The 22,958-nt window shown below is 62.2% G+C and carries 26 protein-coding genes; 13 read left to right on the top strand and 13 right to left on the bottom strand.

What is annotated here, in order from left to right; genetic code table 11:
* Positions 1 to 779: 779 nt before the first annotated feature.
* Positions 780 to 1,220 (top strand): hypothetical protein, encoded by a 441-nt coding sequence (locus GH983_RS02925; protein ID WP_082347604.1) that lies wholly within the window; start codon positions 780 to 782, stop codon positions 1,218 to 1,220.
* A gap of 54 nt (positions 1,221 to 1,274) precedes the next feature.
* Here GH983_RS02925 and GH983_RS02920 read toward each other — a convergent pair whose 3' ends face one another.
* Positions 1,275 to 1,982, bottom strand: a complete 708-nt coding sequence (locus GH983_RS02920; protein WP_069042063.1) for a glutathione binding-like protein — start codon at positions 1,980 to 1,982, stop codon at positions 1,275 to 1,277.
* 223 nt (positions 1,983 to 2,205) lie between these two features.
* Between GH983_RS02920 and GH983_RS02915 the strand changes: the two genes are divergently transcribed.
* Entirely contained in the window at positions 2,206 to 2,655 is a 450-nt protein-coding gene (locus GH983_RS02915; protein WP_069042064.1) for a DoxX family protein, read from the top strand.
* A gap of 74 nt (positions 2,656 to 2,729) precedes the next feature.
* Here the strand turns inward: GH983_RS02915 and GH983_RS02910 are convergent, their stop codons facing one another.
* The 4 genes from GH983_RS02910 to hisS all read right to left on the bottom strand — a co-directional run bounded on the left by GH983_RS02910 (position 2,730) and on the right by hisS (position 6,873).
* Positions 2,730 to 3,269: a trans-aconitate 2-methyltransferase gene (locus tag GH983_RS02910; RefSeq protein WP_371418418.1), complete on the bottom strand. Its 540-nt coding sequence runs from the start codon at positions 3,267 to 3,269 to the stop codon at positions 2,730 to 2,732.
* A 67-nt stretch (positions 3,270 to 3,336) separates the two neighbouring features.
* Entirely contained in the window at positions 3,337 to 4,032 is a 696-nt protein-coding gene (gene hisG / locus GH983_RS02905; RefSeq protein ID WP_069042066.1) for an ATP phosphoribosyltransferase, read from the bottom strand.
* Entirely contained in the window at positions 4,029 to 5,150 is a 1,122-nt protein-coding gene (locus GH983_RS02900) for an ATP phosphoribosyltransferase regulatory subunit (protein WP_153761563.1), read from the bottom strand. The genes hisG and GH983_RS02900 overlap by 4 nt, the downstream gene beginning before the upstream one ends.
* Before the next feature lie 205 nt (positions 5,151 to 5,355).
* The gene (gene hisS, locus GH983_RS02895) at positions 5,356 to 6,873 is read right to left on the bottom strand and encodes a histidine--tRNA ligase (RefSeq protein WP_153761562.1); all 1,518 of its coding nucleotides are present in this window, start codon (positions 6,871 to 6,873) and stop codon (positions 5,356 to 5,358) included.
* A 154-nt stretch (positions 6,874 to 7,027) separates the two neighbouring features.
* On the opposite strand from hisS, the gene GH983_RS02890 reads away from it, so the two are divergent.
* The 6 genes from GH983_RS02890 (at position 7,028) to GH983_RS02865 (ending at position 9,942) form a co-directional block, all read left to right on the top strand.
* Positions 7,028 to 7,198, top strand: a complete 171-nt coding sequence (locus tag GH983_RS02890; protein ID WP_153761561.1) for a hypothetical protein — start codon at positions 7,028 to 7,030, stop codon at positions 7,196 to 7,198.
* Positions 7,199 to 7,216: 18 nt separating this feature from the next.
* Entirely contained in the window at positions 7,217 to 7,486 is a 270-nt protein-coding gene (locus GH983_RS02885) for a type II toxin-antitoxin system RelE/ParE family toxin (RefSeq protein WP_153761560.1), read from the top strand.
* A 3-nt stretch (positions 7,487 to 7,489) separates the two neighbouring features.
* Complete coding sequence (locus GH983_RS02880; protein ID WP_153761559.1) at positions 7,490 to 8,236, top strand: hypothetical protein; 747 nt, start codon at positions 7,490 to 7,492, stop codon at positions 8,234 to 8,236.
* Complete coding sequence (locus GH983_RS02875; RefSeq protein WP_153761558.1) at positions 8,233 to 8,685, top strand: hypothetical protein; 453 nt, start codon at positions 8,233 to 8,235, stop codon at positions 8,683 to 8,685. Before GH983_RS02880 ends, GH983_RS02875 begins: the two co-directional genes overlap by 4 nt.
* 66 nt (positions 8,686 to 8,751) lie before the next feature.
* A complete protein-coding gene (locus tag GH983_RS02870; protein WP_153761557.1) occupies positions 8,752 to 9,135 on the top strand; it encodes a DUF305 domain-containing protein in 384 nt (127 codons plus the stop codon).
* 102 nt (positions 9,136 to 9,237) lie between these two features.
* On the top strand, positions 9,238 to 9,942 hold the full coding sequence (locus GH983_RS02865) for an HAD family hydrolase (protein WP_153761556.1): 705 nt from the start codon (positions 9,238 to 9,240) through the stop codon (positions 9,940 to 9,942).
* Here the strand turns inward: GH983_RS02865 and GH983_RS02860 are convergent, their stop codons facing one another.
* Complete coding sequence (locus GH983_RS02860; protein ID WP_054148975.1) at positions 9,943 to 10,572, bottom strand: DNA-3-methyladenine glycosylase I; 630 nt, start codon at positions 10,570 to 10,572, stop codon at positions 9,943 to 9,945.
* A 211-nt stretch (positions 10,573 to 10,783) separates the two neighbouring features.
* On the opposite strand from GH983_RS02860, the gene GH983_RS02855 reads away from it, so the two are divergent.
* Both GH983_RS02855 and GH983_RS02850 read left to right on the top strand, forming a co-directional pair.
* On the top strand, positions 10,784 to 11,605 hold the full coding sequence (locus tag GH983_RS02855) for a L,D-transpeptidase (RefSeq protein ID WP_153761555.1): 822 nt from the start codon (positions 10,784 to 10,786) through the stop codon (positions 11,603 to 11,605).
* A 91-nt stretch (positions 11,606 to 11,696) separates the two neighbouring features.
* Positions 11,697 to 12,383 carry a L,D-transpeptidase gene (locus tag GH983_RS02850; RefSeq protein ID WP_069042075.1) on the top strand — a complete coding sequence of 229 codons (687 nt, stop codon included), beginning with the start codon at positions 11,697 to 11,699 and terminating at the stop codon, positions 12,381 to 12,383.
* A 78-nt stretch (positions 12,384 to 12,461) separates the two neighbouring features.
* Here GH983_RS02850 and GH983_RS02845 read toward each other — a convergent pair whose 3' ends face one another.
* The 5 genes from GH983_RS02845 to GH983_RS02825 form a co-directional block, all read right to left on the bottom strand.
* A complete protein-coding gene (locus tag GH983_RS02845) occupies positions 12,462 to 12,935 on the bottom strand; it encodes a hypothetical protein (RefSeq protein WP_153761554.1) in 474 nt (157 codons plus the stop codon).
* Between the two features lie 61 nt (positions 12,936 to 12,996).
* On the bottom strand, positions 12,997 to 14,310 hold the full coding sequence (gene glcF, locus GH983_RS02840; RefSeq protein ID WP_153761553.1) for a glycolate oxidase subunit GlcF: 1,314 nt from the start codon (positions 14,308 to 14,310) through the stop codon (positions 12,997 to 12,999).
* 49 nt (positions 14,311 to 14,359) lie between these two features.
* The gene (locus GH983_RS02835; protein ID WP_054148783.1) at positions 14,360 to 14,737 is read right to left on the bottom strand and encodes a DUF4870 domain-containing protein; all 378 of its coding nucleotides are present in this window, start codon (positions 14,735 to 14,737) and stop codon (positions 14,360 to 14,362) included.
* A gap of 12 nt (positions 14,738 to 14,749) precedes the next feature.
* A complete protein-coding gene (gene glcE / locus GH983_RS02830; RefSeq protein WP_069043912.1) occupies positions 14,750 to 15,943 on the bottom strand; it encodes a glycolate oxidase subunit GlcE in 1,194 nt (397 codons plus the stop codon).
* 8 nt (positions 15,944 to 15,951) lie between these two features.
* Positions 15,952 to 17,385, bottom strand: a complete 1,434-nt coding sequence (locus GH983_RS02825; RefSeq protein WP_069042077.1) for an FAD-linked oxidase C-terminal domain-containing protein — start codon at positions 17,383 to 17,385, stop codon at positions 15,952 to 15,954.
* 137 nt (positions 17,386 to 17,522) lie between these two features.
* On the opposite strand from GH983_RS02825, the gene GH983_RS02820 reads away from it, so the two are divergent.
* Positions 17,523 to 18,419, top strand: a complete 897-nt coding sequence (locus GH983_RS02820) for a LysR family transcriptional regulator (protein WP_054148781.1) — start codon at positions 17,523 to 17,525, stop codon at positions 18,417 to 18,419.
* A 2-nt stretch (positions 18,420 to 18,421) separates the two neighbouring features.
* Here the strand turns inward: GH983_RS02820 and GH983_RS02815 are convergent, their stop codons facing one another.
* Positions 18,422 to 19,834, bottom strand: coding sequence for a DUF6880 family protein (locus GH983_RS02815; protein WP_153761552.1), 1,413 nt, complete (start codon positions 19,832 to 19,834; stop codon positions 18,422 to 18,424).
* Positions 19,835 to 19,901: 67 nt separating this feature from the next.
* Positions 19,902 to 21,173, bottom strand: a complete 1,272-nt coding sequence (locus GH983_RS02810; RefSeq protein ID WP_054148779.1) for a DUF3422 family protein — start codon at positions 21,171 to 21,173, stop codon at positions 19,902 to 19,904.
* A gap of 163 nt (positions 21,174 to 21,336) precedes the next feature.
* Between GH983_RS02810 and GH983_RS02805 the strand changes: the two genes are divergently transcribed.
* Both GH983_RS02805 and GH983_RS02800 read left to right on the top strand, forming a co-directional pair.
* On the top strand, positions 21,337 to 22,167 hold the full coding sequence (locus GH983_RS02805; protein WP_054148778.1) for a FadR/GntR family transcriptional regulator: 831 nt from the start codon (positions 21,337 to 21,339) through the stop codon (positions 22,165 to 22,167).
* Positions 22,164 to 22,937 carry a (Fe-S)-binding protein gene (locus GH983_RS02800; protein ID WP_069042080.1) on the top strand — a complete coding sequence of 258 codons (774 nt, stop codon included), beginning with the start codon at positions 22,164 to 22,166 and terminating at the stop codon, positions 22,935 to 22,937. Before GH983_RS02805 ends, GH983_RS02800 begins: the two co-directional genes overlap by 4 nt.
* The last annotated feature ends 21 nt before the right edge of the window (positions 22,938 to 22,958 follow it).

Here is a 22,958-nt window from a genome sequence, read left to right as displayed (position 1 = left end):
TACCATCGGGTCCATCAAAGCCGCCCATCACTCTAAGTGGTTCAGCGCGTCAAGCGCGCTGAACAGGCGGCATGGACATGATGTAAGATCCATCGGGTCTGACATCTGAGCCATCCGGTTCAGTCTTTCGGAAGGGCGGCCCTCGGGCCGCCCTTTTGCTTGGGTGCCGCGCAAATGCCCAAAATTGGAGCGGCGACTATTGGCTCAGTGCGCTTGACACAAAACTGTCCCCTACTTCATGGTACGCACAATCACTCGGAAGAAGTGCCCCCTAACGGGAATGACCTCTTCTCTTAAAGCTCTTATTTTACTTTATTCTAATATTTGTCTATATTGCATGGCTCAAGAGTCTTGTGCCAAATTCAGACATGAGCCGTTTTCAGGCGAAATAAATCATGGTATCCATTCTATTACTTCCGGGGCACTCAACGTGTTCTTCTTTGACCTTCTTGTGGGGGAAGGTCAAAAACCTGGCGGGTGCAGCAAGCGTCGCCACGGTCAAAGACATGGCTGCGGTCGGATCAATTTGCGGCGATTGACTTCGTCCAGGTCTGTCGGTCGGTCGGCCGCCGGATCTGGATCACGATGCTGTGCAGGCTCGATCAGGGGCGAGTGGGCACGGTGATTGCGGTGGCCGATTTCACCGCGCGATGACCTGAGAGGCGGGATCGTTCTTTCGGGGGGTGCCGGCCGAGGCCGGATGGGGTTCGGCTGCGGGGTTCACACACTCCGGGCCGGGGAAATTGGGGCCAGCGCTGGCTATCGACTTGGGGAACGCCTTGTTCAAAATAGCAAATGCCAATCTTGCGACCACCTTCAGGGTGAGCGAACAGGATGGAAACGGCCTGCTGGGGCAGCACGCCTGCCGCTTCGGGCTGTCCGAGGACTGGACCGGCGACCTGACCAACGGCCTGCTGAAACTCGGGAACCACGCACGCAACCTGCATGGCCTCGAAAACCATGAATGCGGCCTGCTGACCGTGATGCGCTGCTATGATCAGGCCGATCGCGGCCACATCCTTCGACTGTTCGAGCAGGCGGCCACGCAGCCGTCGCGCTTCTGCTATTCGACGACCATCGTGGCTGGCGCACAGCACCGGCAACCGGTGTTCTGCATCGGCGAATCCTCCGGATTCGAAGGCAGCGGCGGCAACATGGTCGGACTGTTCATCTTCCCGCGTTTCCAACTGCCAACGACAGCATCCGTCATGCCGAGCTGAGCGCTCGCAGAGATACGGGAGAAGGCGCCGCGTCCGGCACCTTCTCTCATATAGTCAGTCTCGCGCCGGAATGTTCAACCCCTTCTGGCTTGCGGGACGCGCTTCGGCACGCGCCCACCAGTCAAGCACTTGCGGGAAGTCGGCAAGGCCGAGATCGGTTTCACCGGCATAGAAGATCTTGAGCGCACGCACCCAAGGCCATGTGGCGATATCGGCGATCGTATAGTCCTCGCCCGTCAACCACTGCCCCTTTTCGAGCTGAGCCTCCAGCACGCCCAGCAAGCGACGGGTCTCGTCACGGTAGCGCTCCGCCGGATAGGGATTGTTCTTCACCTTGTCGGCGGCGAACTTATAGAAGTGGCCATACTGGCCGAACATCGGCCCGACACCGCCCATCTGGAACATCAACCATTGCAGGACCTTGTAACGGGCAGCCCCGTCCTTGGGCAGCAACTTGCCGGTCTTGTCCGCGAGGTAGATCAGGATCGCGCCGGATTCAAAGATGCCGATCGGCTCGCCGTCCGGGCCATTGGGGTCGATCAGGGCCGGTATGCGACCATTCGGATTGAGCGAGACGAATTCAGGGCTCTTCTGCGCGTTACTGCCGAAGTCCACCAGATGCGGTTCATAGGCGAGCCCGAGCTCTTCCAGAGCGATGGAGACCTTCACACCGTTCGGCGTCGGCAGGGAATAGAGCTGGATAATGCCGGGATCGGCGGGCGGCCATTTGGCGGTGATGGGAAAGGTCGAAAGATCTGCCATGGGGGAGGCTCCTTTGCGGTTTGAACAGGACAGAGGTAGGGAGCGCGGGTGGCGGCGGAAAGGGTTCGCGGAAAACGAAACCGCCGTGAGCGTTTCATTTTTGTGAACGATCAGTCAAAGACTGTTTACCTATGCCTGCGACAAAAAAGCATGCATCAAGGCGGCACTGACTGAGGCCGCCACCGATGGGGGTTTCAGCGTCAACGCTCAACGGAGTTCCCCCATGTCCGCGACCAATAACGGCCTTCTCGTTCTCGTCCGTATCCTTCTCTCCTTCATGTTCATCATGTCCGGCTTCGGCAAGCTGACCGATCCGGCCGGCACTGCCGGCATGATCTCCGGCGCCGGCCTGCCTGCCGCCGACCTCTTGGCCTATGCCGCCGGCCTCTATGAGCTGGTTGCCGGTCTCTTCATCCTCGTTGGCTTCCAGACCAAGGTCACTGCCTGGACCATTGCACTCTTCTGTGTGTTCACCGGTCTCGTCTTCCATTCCGGTACGGTTGCCATCGAAGGCTGGCCGGAAGGTGCTCTCGGCTGGATCAACACGCTGAACCAGATCATGATGATGAAGAACATCACCCTGGCCGGCGGCTATATCGCGCTCGCCATCGTCGGCGCCGGCGCCTACTCGCTCGATGCCCGCCGCGGTTCGGCCCACGCCGTCGCTGCCTGATATCCCTGCCCCACAAGGCAAAATGAAACCCGCTGGAGCGATCCGGCGGGTTTTTTTCGTGTCTGCATTTCCAACTAAGACCTTTGCGTCAGCCAGACTGTCGCGCCACCGCATAAGGGATCTTCGACCACATGTCGCAGGACCACAAAGCCGTTTTCCGACAGGAGGGACCGATACTCTTCGGGATCGAGGCTCGCGTGATAGAGTGGCTCGCCCTCGAACTCGCCGGTTGCCACACCGGCTACCGGTCCCGATGTGAACATCAGGGTGCCGCCGCTGGCCGCATGTGATGCGAAGCGCGGAAACATGGCCCGCTGGGCATCGGGCGTGAGATGGAAGAAGCTGTGCCAGGCCACGATCGCCTCGAATGTCCGACCGAGGGACAGATCCCGCATGTCCCCCACCCGCCAGTCATGCGCCGGGAACCTCTCACGGCAAAGACGGATCAGAGGTTCGGAAACGTCCAACCCGGTGACGAGAAAGCCCCGGTCGATCAGATCCGCGGCGATGGGTTCGCCGGAGCCGCATCCGAGGTCGAGCACATGGGCACCTGCATGCAACGGCGCGACAAGGAGGTCCAACCAGGGACGCTCGAAGCCGTCCTTTCCCCGCACGCGATCAAAGGCCTCAGCGTGACGCGCATATAATCCGGGGATGGCATCCGCGTGTGACATGGGGCCCTCAGAGCACGCCGCGCACAGCCTCGATGATGCGGCCGATCATGGGATTGCCGTCATGCTCGGGCTTCCTGGCGCGCACGAGGCAAGCTTCGGAGCGCAGGATCACACCGTCGGAAAGCACCTTCAGGTGATTGGCGCGCAGCGTCGAACCGGTCGAGGTGATGTCCACGATGATGTCGGCCTGGCCGGCAGCGGGCGCGCCTTCGGTCGCTCCTAAGCTTTCGACGATGCGATAGAGCTGGATGCCGTGCTGGCGCGAAAAGTGCTGCTGCGTCAGGCGCCAGTATTTGGTGGCGATCGCGAGGCGCCGGCCATGGCGTGTACGGAATTCGGCGGCGACATCGCCGAGGTCGGCCATGGTGTCGACGTCGTACCAGACCTCGGGAACGGCAACGATGACATCGGCATGGCCGAAGCCCAGGCGGGCGGAGATTTCGACACGGGCGTCGGCTTCCGCCAGACCTTCGCGGATCAGGTCTTCGCCGGTCACGCCGAAATCGACGGTGCCATTGCCGATCTCGCGCGAGATCTCGGAAGCCGAGAGATAGGCGATCTCGACATCGTCGAAGCCTTCGACGCGGCCGCGATAGGAGCGGTCATTGCCAACGGCGACGATCTTCATGCCGGCCTTTTCGAAGATGGCGGAGGCATCGTCCTTCATGCGGCCCTTGGAGGGCAGACCGATGGTGATGGTCATGACGCGCTCCTCTCGCTCTCAATTCGATCCAGCCAGAGCGAGAAGCCGACGGCCGGGATATGCGTCTCGGCGCCAAGTAGGGTGAGTAGCCGGTCGAAACGACCGCCACCGGCGAGGACGGCGGGTTTGTCCTTCACCGCCACCTCGAAAACGAGGCCGGTGTAATAGTCGAGCGGGCGACCGAAGGCGGCGCGGTAGGTGATCAGGTCGAGATCGACGCCGGTGCTGGCGAGTGCCGCAACGCGCTCGTCGAAGCGGCTGAGAGCTTGCCCGAGCTTCAGGCCGGCGGCATCAGCAAAACCGGCAAGGGCTGCCGAGGCATCGGCGAGCGGCAATTCGAGCGAGAGGAATTCACGCAGGAGCAGGAGGGCCGCACCATCGAGCCGCGTCTCCGAGAGCTCCAGCTTCTCCTTCAGGCGACGGGCGATTTCGGCGGGCGTGCGGCTGGCATTGGTGAGATAGCCGGTTTCCTGCATGGTCGCATCGATATGGGCGATCAGGGCGTTCTGGTCACCGCTTGCGAGCAGGGCGGAAACCTCTGGGTCGAGCCCTGGAACCGGCGTCGGGGTCGCAAGCCGGCGCAGGAGTTGGTCGATCTGATCGGGATTGCCAAAGGCCTGGATCAGGCGCTTCTGCCAGCCGGCGGGCAGGCCGAGAGCCTTGACCACGGCTTCGAAGACGGCCTGGTCGCCGAGGGTGACGGCAAGCGGCTTTGTCGGCAGCAGGCGGGTGAGGATGGCGACGCTATCGGCAATCGCCCGAGCGTCGGCAGCAGCGGTTGCGATGTCGCCGAGATCTTCGATGCCGGCCTGGTAGAATTCCTGCGGGCCTTCGCGGCGCTGGCGGAAGACCTCGCCGAGATAGGCATAACGCTTCGGGGTACCGGTAGCGGTTTCGATGTGGCGCAGGCAGACGGGGATGGTGAATTCCGGGCGCAGGCAGAGGCCTTCGCCGCGCTCATTTTCGGTGAGGAAAATGCGCCGGCGCAGATCCTCGCCCGCCATGTCGAGGAAGGGGGCAGCCGGCTGGATCACGGGCGTGTCCACCCGCGTGGTGCCGCGCGAGACGAATTCCTGCAGGATGGTGCCGGCGAAATCGGGCATGTCGGTCAGGGGCATGGGGAAGGTCCTGCGAGTGCGGTTAGCTGCCCCTCATCCCCGGCGCAAAATTTGCGCCTGACCTGCCGGCACCTTCTCCCCGCAAGCGGGGAGAAGACGAAAACCGCAGCGTATAGACCAGACGCCGTCAGCGCCTGGGGCACGTCCCCTCTCCCCGCTTGCGGGGAGAGGGTTAGGGTGAGGGGCAAGCTTCGCATAGGGTGCTTTATCCCTTCGCCCGACGACGATCTTCCGCCTGGGCGGACAGGATTTCCTTGACCTTGGCGACCAGATCCGCCTCGGCCACGACGTCCTGGGCAACGCGGGCCTCGCGCCATTCGGCGTTGTCGGTGATCTCGCCGGAGAGGCGCTTGCCCTCGATCAGGTCCTTGATCTGGACGACGCCTTGCGCCCGCTCGTCACCGCCCTGAATGATCGCGATCGGGGCTCCACGGCGGTCGGCATATTTCAGCTGGTTGCCAAACTTCTTCCAGTTGCCCTGGTACATTTCGGCGCGGATGCCAGCATTGCGCAGGTCCTGCGTGAAGCGCTGGTAGCGGCCCATGCTCTCGACATCGCCATCCATGACGGTGACGAGCACAGGACCAAGCACTTCGTCCTGACCGAGCTTGCCGAGGTTCTTCAGCGCCGTCATCAGGCGCGAGACGCCGATGGAGAAGCCCGTGGCCGGCACCGGCTGACCCATGAAGCGCGAGACGAGACCATCATAGCGACCACCGCCGCCAACCGAGCCGAAGACGACCTTTTCGCCCTTTTCATTGGTGACGTCGAAGGTGAGTTCGGCTTCGTAGACGGGGCCGGTGTAATATTCGAGACCGCGGACGACGGAGGGGTCGATCTTGATCCGGGTCGCATCGTAGCCGGCGCCCGCAACAAGTGCGCCGATCATGTTCAGCTCCTCGACGCCCTCTTCGCCCTTGGAGGTTCCGGCAACGAGAGCGGCAAGTTCGGCTGCGCTTTCGGCATAGGACTTGATGCCCACGAAAAAGAGGACTTTGGCGATCTGGTCTTCGTTCAAGCCAGCACCCTTGGTGAAGTCGCCGGACTCATCCTTACGGCCTTCCCCGAGCAGCAGACGCACGCCTTCAATGCCGAACTTGTCGAGCTTGTCGATCGCCCGCAGCACGTTCAGCCTACGCCCGGCATTCTCCTCGCCGCCGAGGCCAATAGCTTCCATGACGCCGTCCAGAACCTTGCGGTTGTTGACGCGGATGACATAGTCGCCGCGCTTGATGCCGAGGGCTTCCAGCGTGTCGGCCATCATCATGCACATCTCGGCATCGGACTGGACGCCCGGCGCGCCGACGGTATCGGCATCGAACTGCATGAACTGGCGGAAGCGGCCCGGGCCCGGCTTCTCGTTGCGGAAGACATAGCCGGCGCGATAGGTGCGGAACGGCAGCTGGATTTCCTGGAAGTTCTCCGCGACATGACGGGCCATCGGTGCCGTCAAGTCGTAGCGCAGCGACATCCACTGGTCGTCGTCGTCCTGCAGCGAAAAGACGCCTTCGTTCGGGCGGTCGCTGTCGGGAAGGAACTTGCCGAGCGCATCGGTGTATTCAAAGAGCGGGGTCTCGATCGGGTCGAAGCCGTAGCGCTCATAGACCTCGCGGATGGTCTCCATCATCTGGTTGGCGGCACGGATATCGGCAGCCTCGCGATCGACGAAGCCCCGCGGCAGGCGGGCCTTCAGCTTCTGGGGCTTCTTGTTCTTATCGCTCATGATGACAACCGGAATTCTCGTTTCTAAAAGGTGCCGGTGTCTTAGAGGATCAAGGATTTGGCGGCAAGGGCGAAGGCAGGCGGGCGCGAGGGCGGATGCTGGAAAATGGGCGGGTGCGGTGGTATGTTTGCACGCGAAACCAGAGGTTGGACCGATGAACAAACGCGTTACCATCCAAATTCCGGATGATCTGTATCGGGTTATTTCCCGGTATGGAGACCTTCATGGGCTCGATCCGGATGACTACGCGACGATGGCGCTGCAGCGACATCTGGAGGACCTCCAGGATATCGCCGCCGCAGAAGCGGTGAAGACCGCGTTGTGAGTTCGAAAGAATTCTGGCATGGCCTGGACGATTGAGTATCGCCAGAAAGTTCGGAAATCACTGGAAAAACTTGACCCGGTTTCTCGCAAGCGCATCCGGAAATTCCCAGAAGAGCGCGTGGCAGGGCTCGATGATCCCAGACAAATCGCCGATCGCCTGCAGGGCTCTGAGCTGGGTCAGTTCTGGCGTTACCGTGTTGGCGACTACCGCATCATCTGCGATATCCAGGACGGCAAACTCATCGTGCTTGTGGTCGAGATCGGCGATCGCAGCACCGTCTATCGGTAAGACATGATCCTTGAAGCTCTGAATTACGCCGCGACATGGCCGCTGACCTCGGCTGGCCATCGTCCGTTCATCCGTTCCTCCGTCAATCTCTGGGCGCGTGCCAATCGCTGTCGTGCGGCGTGGGCCGAGCACGAGCGCCGGACGAAGGCGGCCATTCTCGAGGCTGCGCAGGCGTGCCGGCAGCGGCGGACGGTGGTGGTGCTCGGTTCCGGGCTGTTGCGGGATGTGCCAGTGACCGAGCTTTCACGGCTGTTCGACACGGTGGTGCTGGTCGATCTCGTGCATCTGGCGAGCGTAAGAAGCTGGCTCACGGTCAAGCGGTTGAAGAATATCCGGCTGATCGAGCGGGATCTTTCCGGGCTGGAGGCGCTGCTTGCCGGCCAGCCTTTGGAGCCGCTCGCGTTTCTCCGACAGGTGCCCTATCTCGATCTCGTCGTCTCAGCCAATCTGCTGTCGCAGATCGGGATCGGCATGAGCCGGCGTCTCGAAGGTCACGCCGAGGAAGAAGCGCTGATCCGTCAGGCGATCGCCGCGCATGTAGAGGGGCTGGCACAGGTTTCGGCCGAGACCTGCCTCGTGACAGACGTGAGCTGCACCGTAAACGACCGCTCCGGAGCTGTGCAGGAGACTGTAGACCTGATGCACGGCGTCGATACGGGCGCAGTTCGGGAGCGTTGGGACTGGCCGGTGGTTCCCTTCGGTGAGGAAAGCCGCGACTATCAGATCGTGCATCACGTGATTGCGCATTGAGCGGCGGCACTGTCGGCCTTGTATTCGCCTCGATCCAGCATCATCTTCATCGCATGCAATTGCTCGCCCGCCTCCTGCTGCTGATCGCGGCTTTAGCCTATGGCACCATGCCGATGACCGGCATGTCGGTGATGGCAATGCCCGTGGCACATGCGATGGACGCCAGCAATCCGCATGGGACGGTTTCCGCACCCAAGATCCAAGACATGGTCGATGTCGATTGTCCTCATTCGGTCAGCCGTATGACGGTTGCCGATGGTGGTGATGCTAGTGAGCACAGCTCCAAGCCGATGAAGATAAGCTGGCATTGCTCAGCCTGTCTGACGCTGCCGGCCCTTCCCGTCGTTGCCGACAGCGGAAAGCCGGCGCGCGCCGCCGAAGCAGCCACTCTTGCGCCAAGGCTCGTGTCACAGCTGATGGCACCGCAGACGCCGCCTCCCCGCGCCTGATCCGATGACACCGCGCGGCCTTTGGCTTCGCGCATTTTCCTCATCAGATCACTACAGGAGACTTCAATGCTTAGGAACATTCTCGTTGCGGCGTCGCTTGCGACCGCGCTTTCCGCCTCTGTCCTTGTTGCGCAGGACAATACCATGCATCAGGGGCATGACATGTCAGCCATGGGCCACGGCATGATGGATGAAAGCCCATCCTCCATGGCCTTTGCCGAGGCCAATGCCAAGATGCACAAGGACATGGCCGTGCCGCTCACCGGCAATGCCGATGTCGATTTCGTGCAGGGCATGATTCCGCACCATCAGGGTGCCATCGACATGGCGAAGATCGTACTCGAGCACGGCAAGGATCCCGAGATCCGCAAGCTGGCCGAAGAGGTGATCGCTGCCCAGGAAGGTGAGATCGCCATGATGAAGGCCTGGCTTGCCAAGAACGGGCAGTAAGCTCTCAAACCCATATAGAAACTGTGATGGCGCCTTTGGGCGCCATTGCTTTGCCCGAGAGAGGGAATATTCTCTCGCTTCCTGATCGAAAAAGGAGGCGTCATGTCCAACCGCCCTGTCTCCGTCATCGGCTTCGACGCCGACGACACGCTCTGGCAGAACGAGCAATACTACAAGCTGACGGAGCACCATTTTCGCAGTCTGCTCTCCGAGTTTGCCGAGGGCGAACATGTGTCCGAGCGCTTGCTCGAGGCCGAGAAGCGCAATCTTGCCCACTACGGCTTCGGCATCAAAGGCTTCACGCTATCGATGATCGAGACGGCGCTGGAGATCACGGAGGGGCGCGTGCCCTCTTCCGTGATCAGCGAAATCCTTGGCATCGGACGCGATCTGCTCAGCCACCCCGTCGAATGCCTGCCGCATGCGCGTGATACGCTGGAGGCGCTTTCGGGCAGATATTTCCTGGTGCTGATCACCAAAGGCGACCTTTTCGACCAGGAACGCAAGCTCGCACAATCCGGCCTCGGCGACTATTTCGATGCGGTCGAGATCGTCTCGGACAAGACGGCCACCACCTATCGTCGGGTGTTCGGTAAACATGGCGAGGGACCTGAGCGCTCGATGATGATCGGAAATTCGCTGAAATCCGACATCGTGCCGGCCATCGCCGCCGGCGCCTGGGGTGTCTTCGTGCCGCATGAACTGACCTGGGTGCTGGAGCATGTCGACAAGCCCGAGGAGGCGCCGCGCTTTCGCGAGATCCCGGATCTCGGGCATGTGCCTGATCTCGTCGCCAGCCTCGCCTGATCAGGGGCGAACGAGGCGGATCCGTAATTCCTCGGTCGGCGCACGTCGGCAGCAGCCTTCGATGTGGTCATTGACCAGGCCCATGGCCTGCATGAAGGCATAGACGGTGGTCGGGCCGACGAAGGTCCAGCCGCGTCTCTTCAGATCCTTCGACAGGCGGATCGAGGTGGGCGATGTCGGATTGGCCCTTAGAGTGGCATAGTCCATCCGCTCCGGGCGTTCCGAGGCGTCGGGTTCGTAGCTCCAGAAGTAACCAGACAGCGAGCCGAATTCCGCCGTGAGGTCGATCGCGCGGCGGGCGTTGTTGATCGTTGAGACGATCTTGCCGCGATGGCGGATGATGCCGGCATCGGCGAGGCATCGGGCGATGTCGTCATCGCCAAACGCGGCCACTGCGTGAAAGTCGAAACCGGCAAAGGCTGCTCGGAAATTTTCCCGCTTCCTGAGGATCGTCAGCCAGGACAGGCCGGACTGGAAACCTTCGAGGCAGATCTTCTCGAACAGCCTCACATCGTCGGTGACCGGTCGCCCCCATTCCTCGTCATGGTAGTGGCGATAGTCTTCGAGGCCGCCATGCCAGAAGCAACGGTCAAGGCCGTCGTCTCCCCGGATCAGGCCTTCCGCGATCATGTCCATGCGATTCTCTCCGATGCGGAAATTCGTTTACCATTTGTTCACGATTTTTCCAAACCAGACGCTAACCCTTCCGAAAGGTTTACAGCCTTGATCGCATTTTCATGAACGCCTCTTTACCAATTGGCGGCCTTCGCTCTGGCACCATCGGCTCGAATTGGCGGCATGTTGTGCCGCCGCATCCGGTCCCTAGTTCGTGAGTTGTCCGATGTCGAAGAGTTCCCTGTTACTGGCCTTGCTGACCAGCCTGTCGATTGCCCTGCCTGTCCATGCGAGTGATCGCTACAAGAGCCGTCCGCCTGTGATGGTCAGTCCCGACCTCCAGGCATCCTGGGTCCTGCAACTCGGCGGCGTTCCGGCACAGACGCGCAGTTCTGCCACGCCACAGCGCATGCGTCAGGCCGTTCCGGTAGGGCGCCAGCGGGTGGTGCAGCAGCCGCAACCGGTGCTGCGCCAGCAGCCGGTGCAGCAGCAGCGTCGTCTCGTGCAGCAGCGTCGTGTGCTTTTCCCGCAGCAGCAGCCAGCGCCGCAACAGGTCGCGATGCGGCCGGACAAGCCGGTGCGCACGCAGATCGAGCCCAAATTCCTGCCGCAGATGGTCCAGTACCAGACCAAGCACAAGCCGGGTACGATCGTCATCGATACGCGCGAGCGCTTCCTGTACCTGGTGATGGCCGACGGCATGGCAAAGCGCTACGGTGTCGGCGTTGGCAAGCCAGGCTTCGAATGGGCCGGCACGCACAAGGTGACCGCGAAGCGCGAATGGCCGGACTGGCGCCCGCCGCAGGAGATGATCGCCCGCGAGGCAGCCAAGGGGCACTTCCTGCCTGCCCACATGCCGGGCGGCCCGGAAAATCCGCTGGGTGCCCGCGCGCTCTATCTCGGCTCGACGCTGTATCGCATTCATGGAACCAACGCGCCTTGGTCGATCGGCAACGGCGTTTCCTCCGGCTGCATCCGCATGCGCAACGAGGATGTGACGGATCTCTACGAGCGCGTGAAGGTCGGCACCAGGGTCATTGTGATCTAAGGCACAGGCAATATCACAATACATCGATTAGCGCTTGCTTTGATAGGCGAAGCGGCTAGGCTTTCAGCCCTGAAAATCAGGGGGATTGTCTATGTTCAACACGACTCTTCGCAAGGCGGCGGTGGCGGTCATCGCGCTTACCATCGCCTTGCCGGCGCCCGCCAGCGCCATCAGCCTTAATCGCATTCAGACGACCAGCGATGTGACGCTTGTTGCCCAGCAGCGCAAGGAAGTGCCTGAAAAATTCAAGCGCAAGGTCGTGCGCCTGACAACGGACGAAAAGCCGGGCACGATCATCATCGATACGAACAACAAGTTTCTCTACTATGTCGAGGGCAACAACCGCGCGACCCGTTACGGCGTCGGCGTCGGCCGCGAAGGCTTCGGCTGGTCGGGCGTGGTGAAGATCGGCCGCAAGGCGGAATGGCCGTCATGGCGCCCGCCGGCAGAAATGCGCCGCCGCGAAGCCGCCAAGGGCCATATCCTGCCGGTGGTGCAGGAAGGCGGACCGGACAATCCGCTCGGCGCGCGCGCCATGTATCTCTACAAGGGTGGCCGTGACACGATCTTCCGCATCCATGGCACGAACCAGCCCTGGACCATCGGCCTCAACATGTCATCCGGCTGCATTCGCATGATGAACAAGGATGTCGAGCATCTCTACGAGCGCGCCGATATCGGCTCCAAGGTGATCGTGATCGGCCCGGGCAATCGCCAGGGCGACGTCTCCTTCGACGACAAGGGCGTGGACATCCTGCGCACGATCTTCGGCGGCTGAGCCCAAACATTACTCATGAAATGCAGACGGCCGCATCGCCAAGATGCGGCCGTTGTCGTTTCGGTTCGTGTCACTCGGTCAACGCTTGATGTCGCAGAAGATATCACCCTCGTGGGAGAGGATCTGCTCGCCGCCGACGGCGCTGCCCATCTTCAGCTTGACGACCTTCAGGTCGTAGCGCCCGGTAAACCGCTTTGTGGTGCTCGAACCACGGTCGGTGATCATCGCCACAGACACGCGATAGAGCGGCTCCCTTTCCGGGGCGAAGGCATGAATGCTGAAGCGCAGGTCGCGCTCATCGATCCAGTATTGCTTCAGCATTTTCGAGGTGATCTGGAAGCGCTGGAAGCCCGCTGGCGCCGCCTTGTCCTTCACGCCAGCCATGCCGCGGAAATGGACGATCCTTTCCTGATCCTTGTTGCTGAAGCCACTTTCCAGCGACATGTCGAGAATCGGGTCGGAACTGGCGCAATAGATGCGCTCTATGGCTGCAGCCGGCACCGCCATGGGACACAGAAACAGGAATACAAAGGGCAGTGTTCTCTTGGCCATGACGATCTCCCGGGATGCTTCATCCCGGGACAAGTCTTACAGAAACCGCTTAACAATTCGCCTAAACCGCCGTGCGGCGATCCAGCGCTTTCGGACGAGGACCGCCATAGGCCCAGTTCAGAAGCTCGACCGTATGGACGACGGGAATGCCGGTCGCCGAGCCGATCTGGGTCATGCAGCCGATGTTGCCGGCAGAGATTATATCGGGTTTCGTCGCCTCGATATTCTTCACCTTGCGGGCCTTCAGCCTGGCTGAAATCTCAGGCTGCATGATGTTGTAGGTGCCGGCTGAACCGCAGCAGAGATGGCCTTCCGGCGGATCCTTGACCGTGAAGCCGGCCGACTTCAACAGAAGTTTTGGCGCCATCGTCACCTTCTGGCCATGCTGCAGCGAGCAGGCGGAATGATAGGCGACGGTCAGCCCCTTCGTCTCCGCGAGAGGCAGATCGAGGGTCGAAAGATACTCGGTGACGTCCTTGGCGAGTGCCGAAACGCGCGCTGCCTTTTCAGCATAGGCCGGATCGAGGCGCAGCATGTGGCCGTAGTCCTTGATCGTCGTGCCGCAGCCCGAGGTCGTGACAATGATCGCGTCGAGACCGCCCGCTTCGATGGCGCGGGTCCAGACATCGACATTGCGGCGGGCGCTGTCGAGCGCCTGTTCCTCACGGCCCATATGGTGGACGAGCGCGCCACAGCAGCCCTCGCCCTGGGGTACGATAACTTCGACGCCCAAGCGGGTGAGAAGCGAGATCGCGGCTTCGTTGATGCCGGGATCAAGGACGGGCTGGGCGCAGCCTGTGAGGATCGCGACACGGCCACAGCGGGTTGCAGCTGGGGCATGGATAGCGGGCTTGGCGAAGTCCGAGGGTGGCGCGACCTTGGAAGGCGCGAGCCTCAACATTGCGGCCATCGGCTTGAGTGACTTTACCTGATCGAAGATGCCGGCGAAGGGGCGTCCGAGGGCGGCGAGCTTCAAGGCCAGACGGAAGCGGCCCGGATAGGGCAGAACCATGGCCAGCATATTGCGCGTCAGCCGGTTCATCAGCGGGCGGCGATAGGTCTTTTCGATATGGATGCGGGCATGATCGACCAGATGCATGTAGTCGACGCCGGAGGGACATGTCGTCGTACAGGCAAGGCAGGAGAGACAGCGGTCGATATGGGTGACGATCTGGTCATCCGCCGGACGGCCGTTCTCCAACATGTCCTTGATCAGGTAGATGCGGCCGCGCGGGCTGTCGAGCTCGTTGCCAAGCGTCACATAGGTGGGACAGGTGGCAGTGCAGAAGCCGCAATGCACGCATTTGCGCAAGATGGCTTCGGCTTCCGCGACATGGGGATCGGCGAGCTGCTCGGCGGTGAAATTGGTCTGCACGCAAATCCTCCCAAAGCGCGGCCGGCAGGGCCGCTCCCTTCATTCGTTTTCAGATCCACCAGCTGGTGGGACGGGCGATCGGCTCGCCGGCCGAGGCCTTCTGCAGGCCGATGACGCAGCGGACGACGATCCAGATGGCGACGCCGAAAATCAGGATGACGCCGACGGCAACAAGCATCAGGATGCTTGATATCAGCGCATAGAGCAGCCCGATCCAGAAGGTTCTGATGGCATAGGTATAATGGGTGTCGACCCAAGGCTCGCTCTTGCCGCGGTTCACATAGGCCATGATCAGCCCGACGATGCCGGTGAGGCCGACGACGAAGCTGACGAGATAGAGGCAGTAGACCACCTGCACATTCATACGCCCAGGGGAGAACCAGCCCTCGCCGGATGAAACGGGCGGCTGGTAATTCGGATCAGTCATGACAAAACTCCTTCATGCAATCAGTCCGGGATTGAAAATCCCGTGAGGATCGAGTTTTGCCCTGACCCGGCCCGAAAGCAAGGCAACCGCCGGAGCCTGCGGCTCGAAGCTGGCCACTTCGGCGCGGATCTGAGGTGCTGCCCGGAGCAGCGTCGCATGGCCGCCGCCAAGGGTGCGGATGCCATGGCGCAAGACCTCTGCCTCGGGATCAGCCTCCATACGCATCCAGACGAGACCGCCCTGCCAGTCGTAATAGGCGTCGATGCCGGCGCGGAGCCTGAGGCCCGCGACCAGCTTCCAGGCTTGCGACGGAGCCATGGACAGGCGCCAGAGCGGCCGGGCCGTGCCATCGGCATAGGGCATGACATCGCGGATTTCTGCCCAGAGCGCTTTGGTGTCTTCAGCGTCGAGACGGCTGACCGGGCCGAAACCAGCAACGGCGGCCATCAGCTTTTCGGCACGCACGGCTACCGAGGCTTCGAGCCCCTCCAGGCGCATGACCGTGGCCGCACCTTGAGGAAGCTTGCCGCCAATGAATCGGCCACGCACGCTTTCCGGCAGATGGGCCGCACCGGAGACCTCGACGGAGAGCGACAGGGCAGCGGCGAGCGCCTTCATCGCCTGTTCGTCTTCCAGGCCCGAGAGAACGATGGTGGTCGCCGTTTTCGGCACGGGCAGAACCTTGAAAGTGACTTCGGTGAGAAAGCCGAGCGTGCCGTGGGAGCCGGCGAGCAGCTTGACGAGATCGAGGCCCGTGACGTTCTTCATCACCTTGCCACCGGCCTTCACGACGTCCCCTGCCCCGTTGACGAAGCGCACACCGAGCAGATGGTCACGGGCGGCACCTGCCGTGAAGCGACGCGGACCGGAGCTGTTGACCGCAAACAGGCCGCCAATGGTGGGCGTGCCCGAGGTGCCCATGGCACCCCGATGGTCCATGGGTTCGAAGGCCATGCCTTGCCCGTTTTCGGCAAGGGCCGCCTCGATCTCCGCAACGGGTGTGCCGGCACGGGCCGTGATGACCATTTCGGCGGGATTGTATTCGACGATGCCGGTGAGGGCTGCGGAAGAGAGAGTGGCGTCTGCGGCTGTAGGATTGCCAAAGCCCGCACGGCTGCCACCGCCGCGGATGTGGAGCGGGGTCTTGCGGGAGGCATGATCGCGGATGACGTCGGCGGCTTCGATTTCGGTCGAGGGGTTCAGCATACTCGTCATCATCCTCTCCCCTCCAGCGGAAAGACCTTCGACGGATTGAGAATCCAGTCCGCATCGAAAGCCGAGCGCACGGCCATCTGCTGGTCAAGGTCGACTTGGGTGAACTGGTGCAGCATCAGGTCTCGCTTCTCAATGCCGACGCCGTGTTCGCCGGTGAGGCAACCGCCGGCGTCGACGCAGAGTTTGAGGATCTCCATGCCGGCGGCTTCGGCCTTCGCTGCGTCATCAGGGTCGTTGATGTTGTAGAGGATCAGCGGGTGCATATTGCCGTCACCGGCGTGGAAGACATTGGCGACGCGCAGGCCGTAGCGGTCGATGATCTCGGAAGTCTTGCGCAACACGTAAGCGAGCTGGCTGAGCGGCACGGTTCCGTCCATGCAGATATAGTCGGCGATGCGGCCGGTGGCGCCGAAGGCGGATTTGCGGCCTTTCCAGATGAGGGCGGCCTCATTGGCGGACTGGCTTTCTCGCACGGTCTTGACCCCATGGCGCTTGGCGATCTCGACGATGGCGGCCAGCATCGCGTCCATCTCGGCTTCGGAGCCCTCGACCTCGACGATCAGCAGGGCCTCCACGTCGAGCGGATATCCGGCCTTGGCGAAGGCCTCGCAGATCTCGATCGCGGGCTTGTCCATAAATTCGATGGCGACCGGAATGATGCCGGCGCCGATGACATCGGCGACGCAAGAGCCGGCTTCCTCGGCGCTGTCGAAACCGAAGAGCACGGGGCGCGCGCCTTCGGGTTTGGCGAGGAGGCGAACGGTGGCTTCGGTGACGATACCGAGCTGGCCCTCGGAGCCGCAGACGAGGCCGAGCAGGTCATAACCCTCGGCGTCCAGATGCTTGCCGCCGAGATCGACCACCGTGCCGTCGACGAGGACCAATTTCACGCCGAGCAGGTTGTTGGTGGTCACACCGTATTTCAAACAGTGGGCGCCGCCAGAATTCATGGCGATATTGCCGCCGATGGTGCAGGCGAGCTGCGAGCTTGGATCGGGAGCGTAGAAATAGCCGTCAGAGCCAACGGCATCCGATATCGCGAGATTGGTGACGCCGGCCTGAACGGTCGCGCAGCGATTGGCGTAGTCGACCTCAAGGATCCGGGTCATGGCGGAGAGGCCGAGCACGACGGCATCTTCCTGCGGAATGGCACCACCCGAGAGCGAGGTGCCAGCGCCACGGGGCACGACGGGGATGCCGTAGCGATGGCAGTATTTCATGACGGCGGCCACCTGGGCTGTCGTCTCGGGCAGGACGACCGCGAGCGGGCGGCGGCGATAGGCGATGAAGCCGTCGGTCTCGAAGGGGACGAGTGCGTTTCGCTCCTCGACGAGGCGCCCTTGCGGCACCAGCTCCTTCAAGTCGGCGAGGATCTCGGCGCGGCGCGACAGGACGTCGGGCCTCGGCGGCAGAAAGGCGATGGCTTCGCTCATGAAATGTCTCCCCTCTTTGCCCAGATCCTAGCTGCGCAGCGCCCGCCGCTCAACTGGTCTATTTTTATTACCACTAGGACTTTCGTGGAGCAAATGCTATGCACTTATGACCAAATCGGAAACAGTGGCGCTCACTCATGACCAATCTCGGTGATCTCGAAGTCTTCGTCCGTGTGATTGCGGCCGGCAGCATGTCGACCGCGGCACGCGACCTCGGTCTGTCGCCCGCCGTTGTGTCCAAACGCATTAAGCGGCTAGAGGACAAGCTCGGCACACGGCTCCTGCAGCGCACGACACGGCAGATCTCGCTGACGGAAGCCGGCCAGGGATTTCACGAGCGGGTGCTGACCGTGCTGGGCGGGCTGGAAGAGGCCGAAGCCTTCGCGTCGGGTCGCTCCTCGGAGGTCAACGGCACGCTGAAGATCTCGGCATCGACCTCGTTTGGCCGCATGCATGTGGCGCCGCACTTGAAGCCCTTCATGGAGGCGCATCCGGATCTCGCGATCCATCTGGTGCTGTCGGATGACTTCACCGACATCGTCGGCGGCGGCTTCGATCTCGCGATCCGCATCGCGGAGTTGAACGATTCGTCGCTCGTTGCGCGCAGGCTCGCACCGGTGCGCCGTGTGCTCTGCGCGGCTCCCAGCTATCTTGCTGCGCACGGGACGCCTGAAACCCTCGACGACCTGAAGAAGCATCGCTGCCTGCCAGCACACAATCACGATTCATGGCGCCTGGAAGGTCCGACCGGGCCGGTGACACTCAGGCCCGAGGGCATGCTGATCACGAATTCCAGCGAGGTGCTCCGCGAAGCAGTCATTGCGGGCCTCGGGATCGCGCTGCGCTCCACCTGGGATATCGGCGCGGAACTGAAGAGCGGCAAGCTGGTGCAGGTGCTGCCGCAGTATGAAAGCTCGCGTAACGTGGCCCTGTCGGCCGTCTATCCGAGCCGCCAGTTCCTGCCCGCAAAAGTACGGCTGTTCATCGACTATCTGGCGGAGCTTTACGGGCCGGTGCCTTATTGGGAGCGTTAGCACTAGCCCGATAGCCCGCCCGGCACCGAACTCCAGAACCCGTATTTCTTCGAATGATTGCGCCGCAGCTCCGCGAGGAAGGCGGCATGGGTCGAGAGGCCGTGGCCTTCAGGCAGGTTCGGCATGAGGCGCGCGAGCTCGCCGACGTAACGGCCAGCATGGGGATAGGCCACGCCGATGCCGCGCCTGAGGATATCTTCAACTAGTACACGGTAGAGCACGACGGCGGCCAGCGGCTCCTTTGCCGACAGCGCTTCGGCGGCTGGGGCGAGATCGTCGTAGTGGCGGCCTTCCCAATCATGCTGGTGGCGCAGGACGTGGGCGGCGGCAAGATCGAGACGCGGCCAGGCGAGGAAGAAATCAAGCGCGAGATAGATGTCCTCGTGCTCTTTCGCCAGCGCCAGTGCCCGGTCGAGCTCATCGAATTCGGCGAAATCGTCGAGCTTCGACAAATAGAGTTTCAGTACGGATGGATCGAGGGTTTCGCCGAATTCGCGCCAGCGCAGTTCCTGCGCGTCTTCGCGGCGCTTCAGCTTTTCGAGGATCTCGGCTTCCAGCAGACGGCGCTCATGGGCGCCATAATCCGGACCGACGGAGGCAAGAACTCCGTTGACCGGGATCAGGCGGACGCCACGCGGGCGCTCGCGCACCCATTCCAGCGCGGCCTCGAAACGACCGGCCTGATGCAGCAATTCGGCGACAGCGAGCGTATCGCGGCGGTTTTCGGGCTTCTGGCGTTCGAGCACCAGGAAATCGTCGATATCGCCCTGATGCAAAGCGAGCGACTGCAGGAGAGCCAACGCGCCGAGCTTCAGGGGTTCGGAGGGCAGGACTTCCGCCAGCACCGTTCGCCATGCCTTCGCGGCCGGGCCTGAGACGACGCCGGTCAGCGCACGCAGGAAACCGGTGTGCTCACCGTAGCGATCGCGCAACCGCAGGCGCTCGATATGCGGCACGAGAAGGACCTGCTCCTCGGCCCCAACTCCCTTGATGAGCTCAAGCGTGGCAATTTCTGTATCCTCGAAGACCTTCCAGAGACGGGCATTGTCGGTGGCCAAACGTGCGGAGACCGGAAAGCGCAGGCCGAGGAAACGAACAATACGCTCGGCTGCGGCCTGAGGATCGGCTGACCCAAGTTCGGAGAGGATGTTGCGGGCAAGGGCTGCAAATTCCCCGGCGAGATCACGGGCGCGTGCCTTGTTGATCCGCGTCGTCGCCTGGTCGATCGCATCGAGGCGCTTGTCGATCAGGCGGGCCATCTCATCCGGCCCGGTTTCGCCGGCGAGCGCCGTCTGGAGGCGTGCCTTCAGCGCCTTGTTGGCCGCGGATTCCTCCAAGAGGATATCGACCAGTTTCTCGAGCCCAAGGCCTGACAGCCCCTTCTTGTCGAGTTTCGCCTTGGTCTGCTTCGCCATTCTGCCTGTCATCCGCCGCTTGTCTGGGATCATATATCGATCCGCAGGGCGCGTCAGCAAGAGCTGATCAGCCTTGCCGTTCGTGGCTCCTACGGATCCGTCGAACCACCCACCAGACGCCAAGCACGGAGAGCGGCACCGAAATACCGGTGATGATGGCCGTGTCGAAGGGCAGGAGGTCGTGCGGGATGGCTTTGGCGGCATAACCGACGAGGCCGACGACATAGTAGGAGATGGCGGCGACCGAGAGGCCTTCGACGGTCTGCTGCAGGCGTAGCTGCATTTCGGCGCGGCTGTTCATGGCGGTCAGCAGGTCGGAATTCTGCCGTTCCAGCTCGACATCGATCCAGGACCGGACGAGAGCCGTCGCACGCGAGAGTTTCCGCGAGAGGTTGGCCTGACGTTCCTCGATCGACTGGCAGGTGCGCATGGCGGGCGCCAGGCGCCGTTCGAGGAAGGAGCCCAGCGTCTCGTGACCGGGCACCGGCGTTTCATCCAGCGTCTTGATACGCTCGCGCACGATGCCGTCATAGGCGCGGCTGGCCCCAAACCGATAGAGGCTCAAGGCGGCATTGGCCTCGAGTTCGGCGGCAAGGCGTGTGAGCTCGGAAAGCATCTCGTCGGATTCGTCGCGGGCGTGTGCCTTCATCCGCTGGGTGACGGCGGTCAGACCGTCCTCGATGCGACGGATCTCGGGCGAGAGTGTCTGGGCGAGCGGCAGGCCGAGCATGGCCATGGTGCGATAGGTTTCAATGTCGAGCAGGCGCTGGACCACGGCGCCGCGGCCAGCTTCGGTCATGCCTCTGTCAATGACAAGGATCTGGGTGAGGCCATGACCGTCCTGGCGAAAGTCAGTGAGCACAGCCGCCTGGCCGTTCTTCAACTCGCTATAGCAAAGGCTTGCCGGATCGAAGGCGGCATGGGCATCGGCGATTTCGGGACCATCAGGGCGAAGTTCGAGGCGGATCCCCGAAATCAGCGGACCGGGGGCGATGAAGCCGTCGCCGAAGGGATGGATCGGCACTTCGCCACCGAAGCTCTCCGGCAGCGGCCCATCCCAGAACCAGGTGGAAAACTCGGTATGCCTTTCCCAACGAAGCGTCCCCTGCCCCCAGGCGAGCGAATGATAGCGTCCATTTTTCTCCGGCGGGGCGACGCCGCGGGCGCGGGATAGTTCGGAAATGGCCGCGTGATGCACGGCCGAACCGCCATCCATCATGAAGGCAAGTTGGAAGATGACCCGGCCGGATTTGACCAGCGCATAGGGTCTGGCATGGATTTCTCCGAGCGCCAGCGCCCGCTCCGGCGCCATTGGAAATGCAAAATCACCCTTTGCCACGCCGACCGTCTCCCTTGCCCTATCGCAAGCTAGCAGTGCGCTCGCGTCAGCGCAAAGGTGCAAACGTCACAGCCCCGCTTTCGACGAATTGCGCAGCAGTCAACTGGACAACAAAGTTGACCACTTGTCATTCCGCTTGCTATGAAACGGCATGGAGAGGGTAATGATCGAGAGCGACCAGACACTGTTTTCCGGCGTCAGCCACAGCCGCACCGCCGACGAGGTGGTGCAGCAGATCGAGCTTTTGATCCTCGACGGCGTGTTGCGTGATGGTGACCGGCTGCCGGGCGAGCGGGAATTGTCCCAGTCGCTCGAGGTGTCGCGGCCAATCCTTCGCGATGCGCTCAAGGAGCTGGAAAACCGGGGACTGCTGATCAGCCATCATGGCGGCGGCACCTTCGTTGCCGACATCATCGGCCAGGTGTTTTCCAAGCCGATCACCGATCTCATTTCTCGGCATGCCCGCGCCACGCGCGACTATCTCGAATATCGCCGTGAACTCGAGGGCCTGACGGCAGAGTTGGCGGCCCAGCGGGCGACGGAGACCGACAAGGCGCTGTTGTCCCGGATCATCGAGGACATGCGTCACGCCCACGGGACCCAGGAGCCGGAAGACGAACTCGCGGCCGACGTGGAATTCCACAATGCCGTCGGCGAAGCGGCGCACAACATCATTCTCCTGCACACCATGCGGGCCTGCTACCGGCTCCTGTCGGAGGGCATCTTCTTCAACCGCAAGGCCGTCTTTTCGCTGCCCAATGCGCGGGAGAGGCTTCTTGATCAGCATGTGGCGATCCATGACGCAATCCTCGCCGGCGATCCGGAAGCGGCCAAGGCTGCAGCCCAGGCGCATATCGATTTCGTCATGCGGGCGGCCGACGAAAGCGCGCGAGCCGGCGAATGGGGACGGGTCGCGAAACTCAGGCTTATCCGGCGCGACGGCGGTCGCACGGGCCGTACCGCTAACCTTTCGAAAACGGAGACAAAAGCGTGAGCCAAGCCCAAATCCGGCCGAAGGTCGGCCTCTTCGCGACCTGTCTTGTGGACCTCTTCCGGCCGAGCGTCGGCTTTTCTGCGGCAAAGCTGATCGAGGATGCCGGCTGCGACGTGCACGTGCCGATCGCCCAGACCTGTTGCGGTCAACCGGCCTACAATTCCGGTGACACCAAGGATACGCGTGATCTGGCAAAGCAGGTGATCGAGCAGTTCGAAGGCTTCGACTATGTCGTTCTCCCCTCCGGGTCCTGCGGGGCCATGCTGAAGATGCATTATCCCGAGCTCTTCAAGGGCGATCCGCTCTGGGAGGAGCGCTGTCGGCGCTTCTCGGACAAGGTGTTCGAGCTCGTTTCCTTTCTCACTGATGTCAGAGGGATGACCGAGGTCAAGGTCCAGCTCGGCAAGAGCGTGACCTATCACGACAGCTGTTCTGGCCTCAGGGAACTCGGCATCGCAAAGCAACCGCGCGCGCTTCTGTCCAGCGTCGAGGGGCTGGAACTGAAAGAGATGACAGGCTCGGATGTCTGCTGTGGCTTCGGCGGCACCTTCTGCGTCAAATATCCCGATATCTCAGGCAAGATCGTGTCGAAGAAGACGGCGATGATTGGGGAGACCGGCGCCGATCTGCTGCTCGCCGGCGACATGGGCTGTCTGATGAACATGGCGGGCAAGCTCAAGCGCGAGGGCTCGACCATCGAGGTTCGGCACGTCGCGGAAGTGCTGGCCGGGATGACCGACAGCCGGCCGATTGCCGGCAGCGGCAAGTAACGGACACCAAGGGAGGAGGAA

The sequence above is a fragment of the Agrobacterium sp. MA01 genome, from assembly GCF_009650195.1.
Taxonomy (GTDB): domain Bacteria; phylum Pseudomonadota; class Alphaproteobacteria; order Rhizobiales; family Rhizobiaceae; genus Allorhizobium.
The sequence above is the reverse complement of the archived record's forward strand: the minus strand, read 5'-3'. Positions and strand labels throughout refer to the sequence as shown.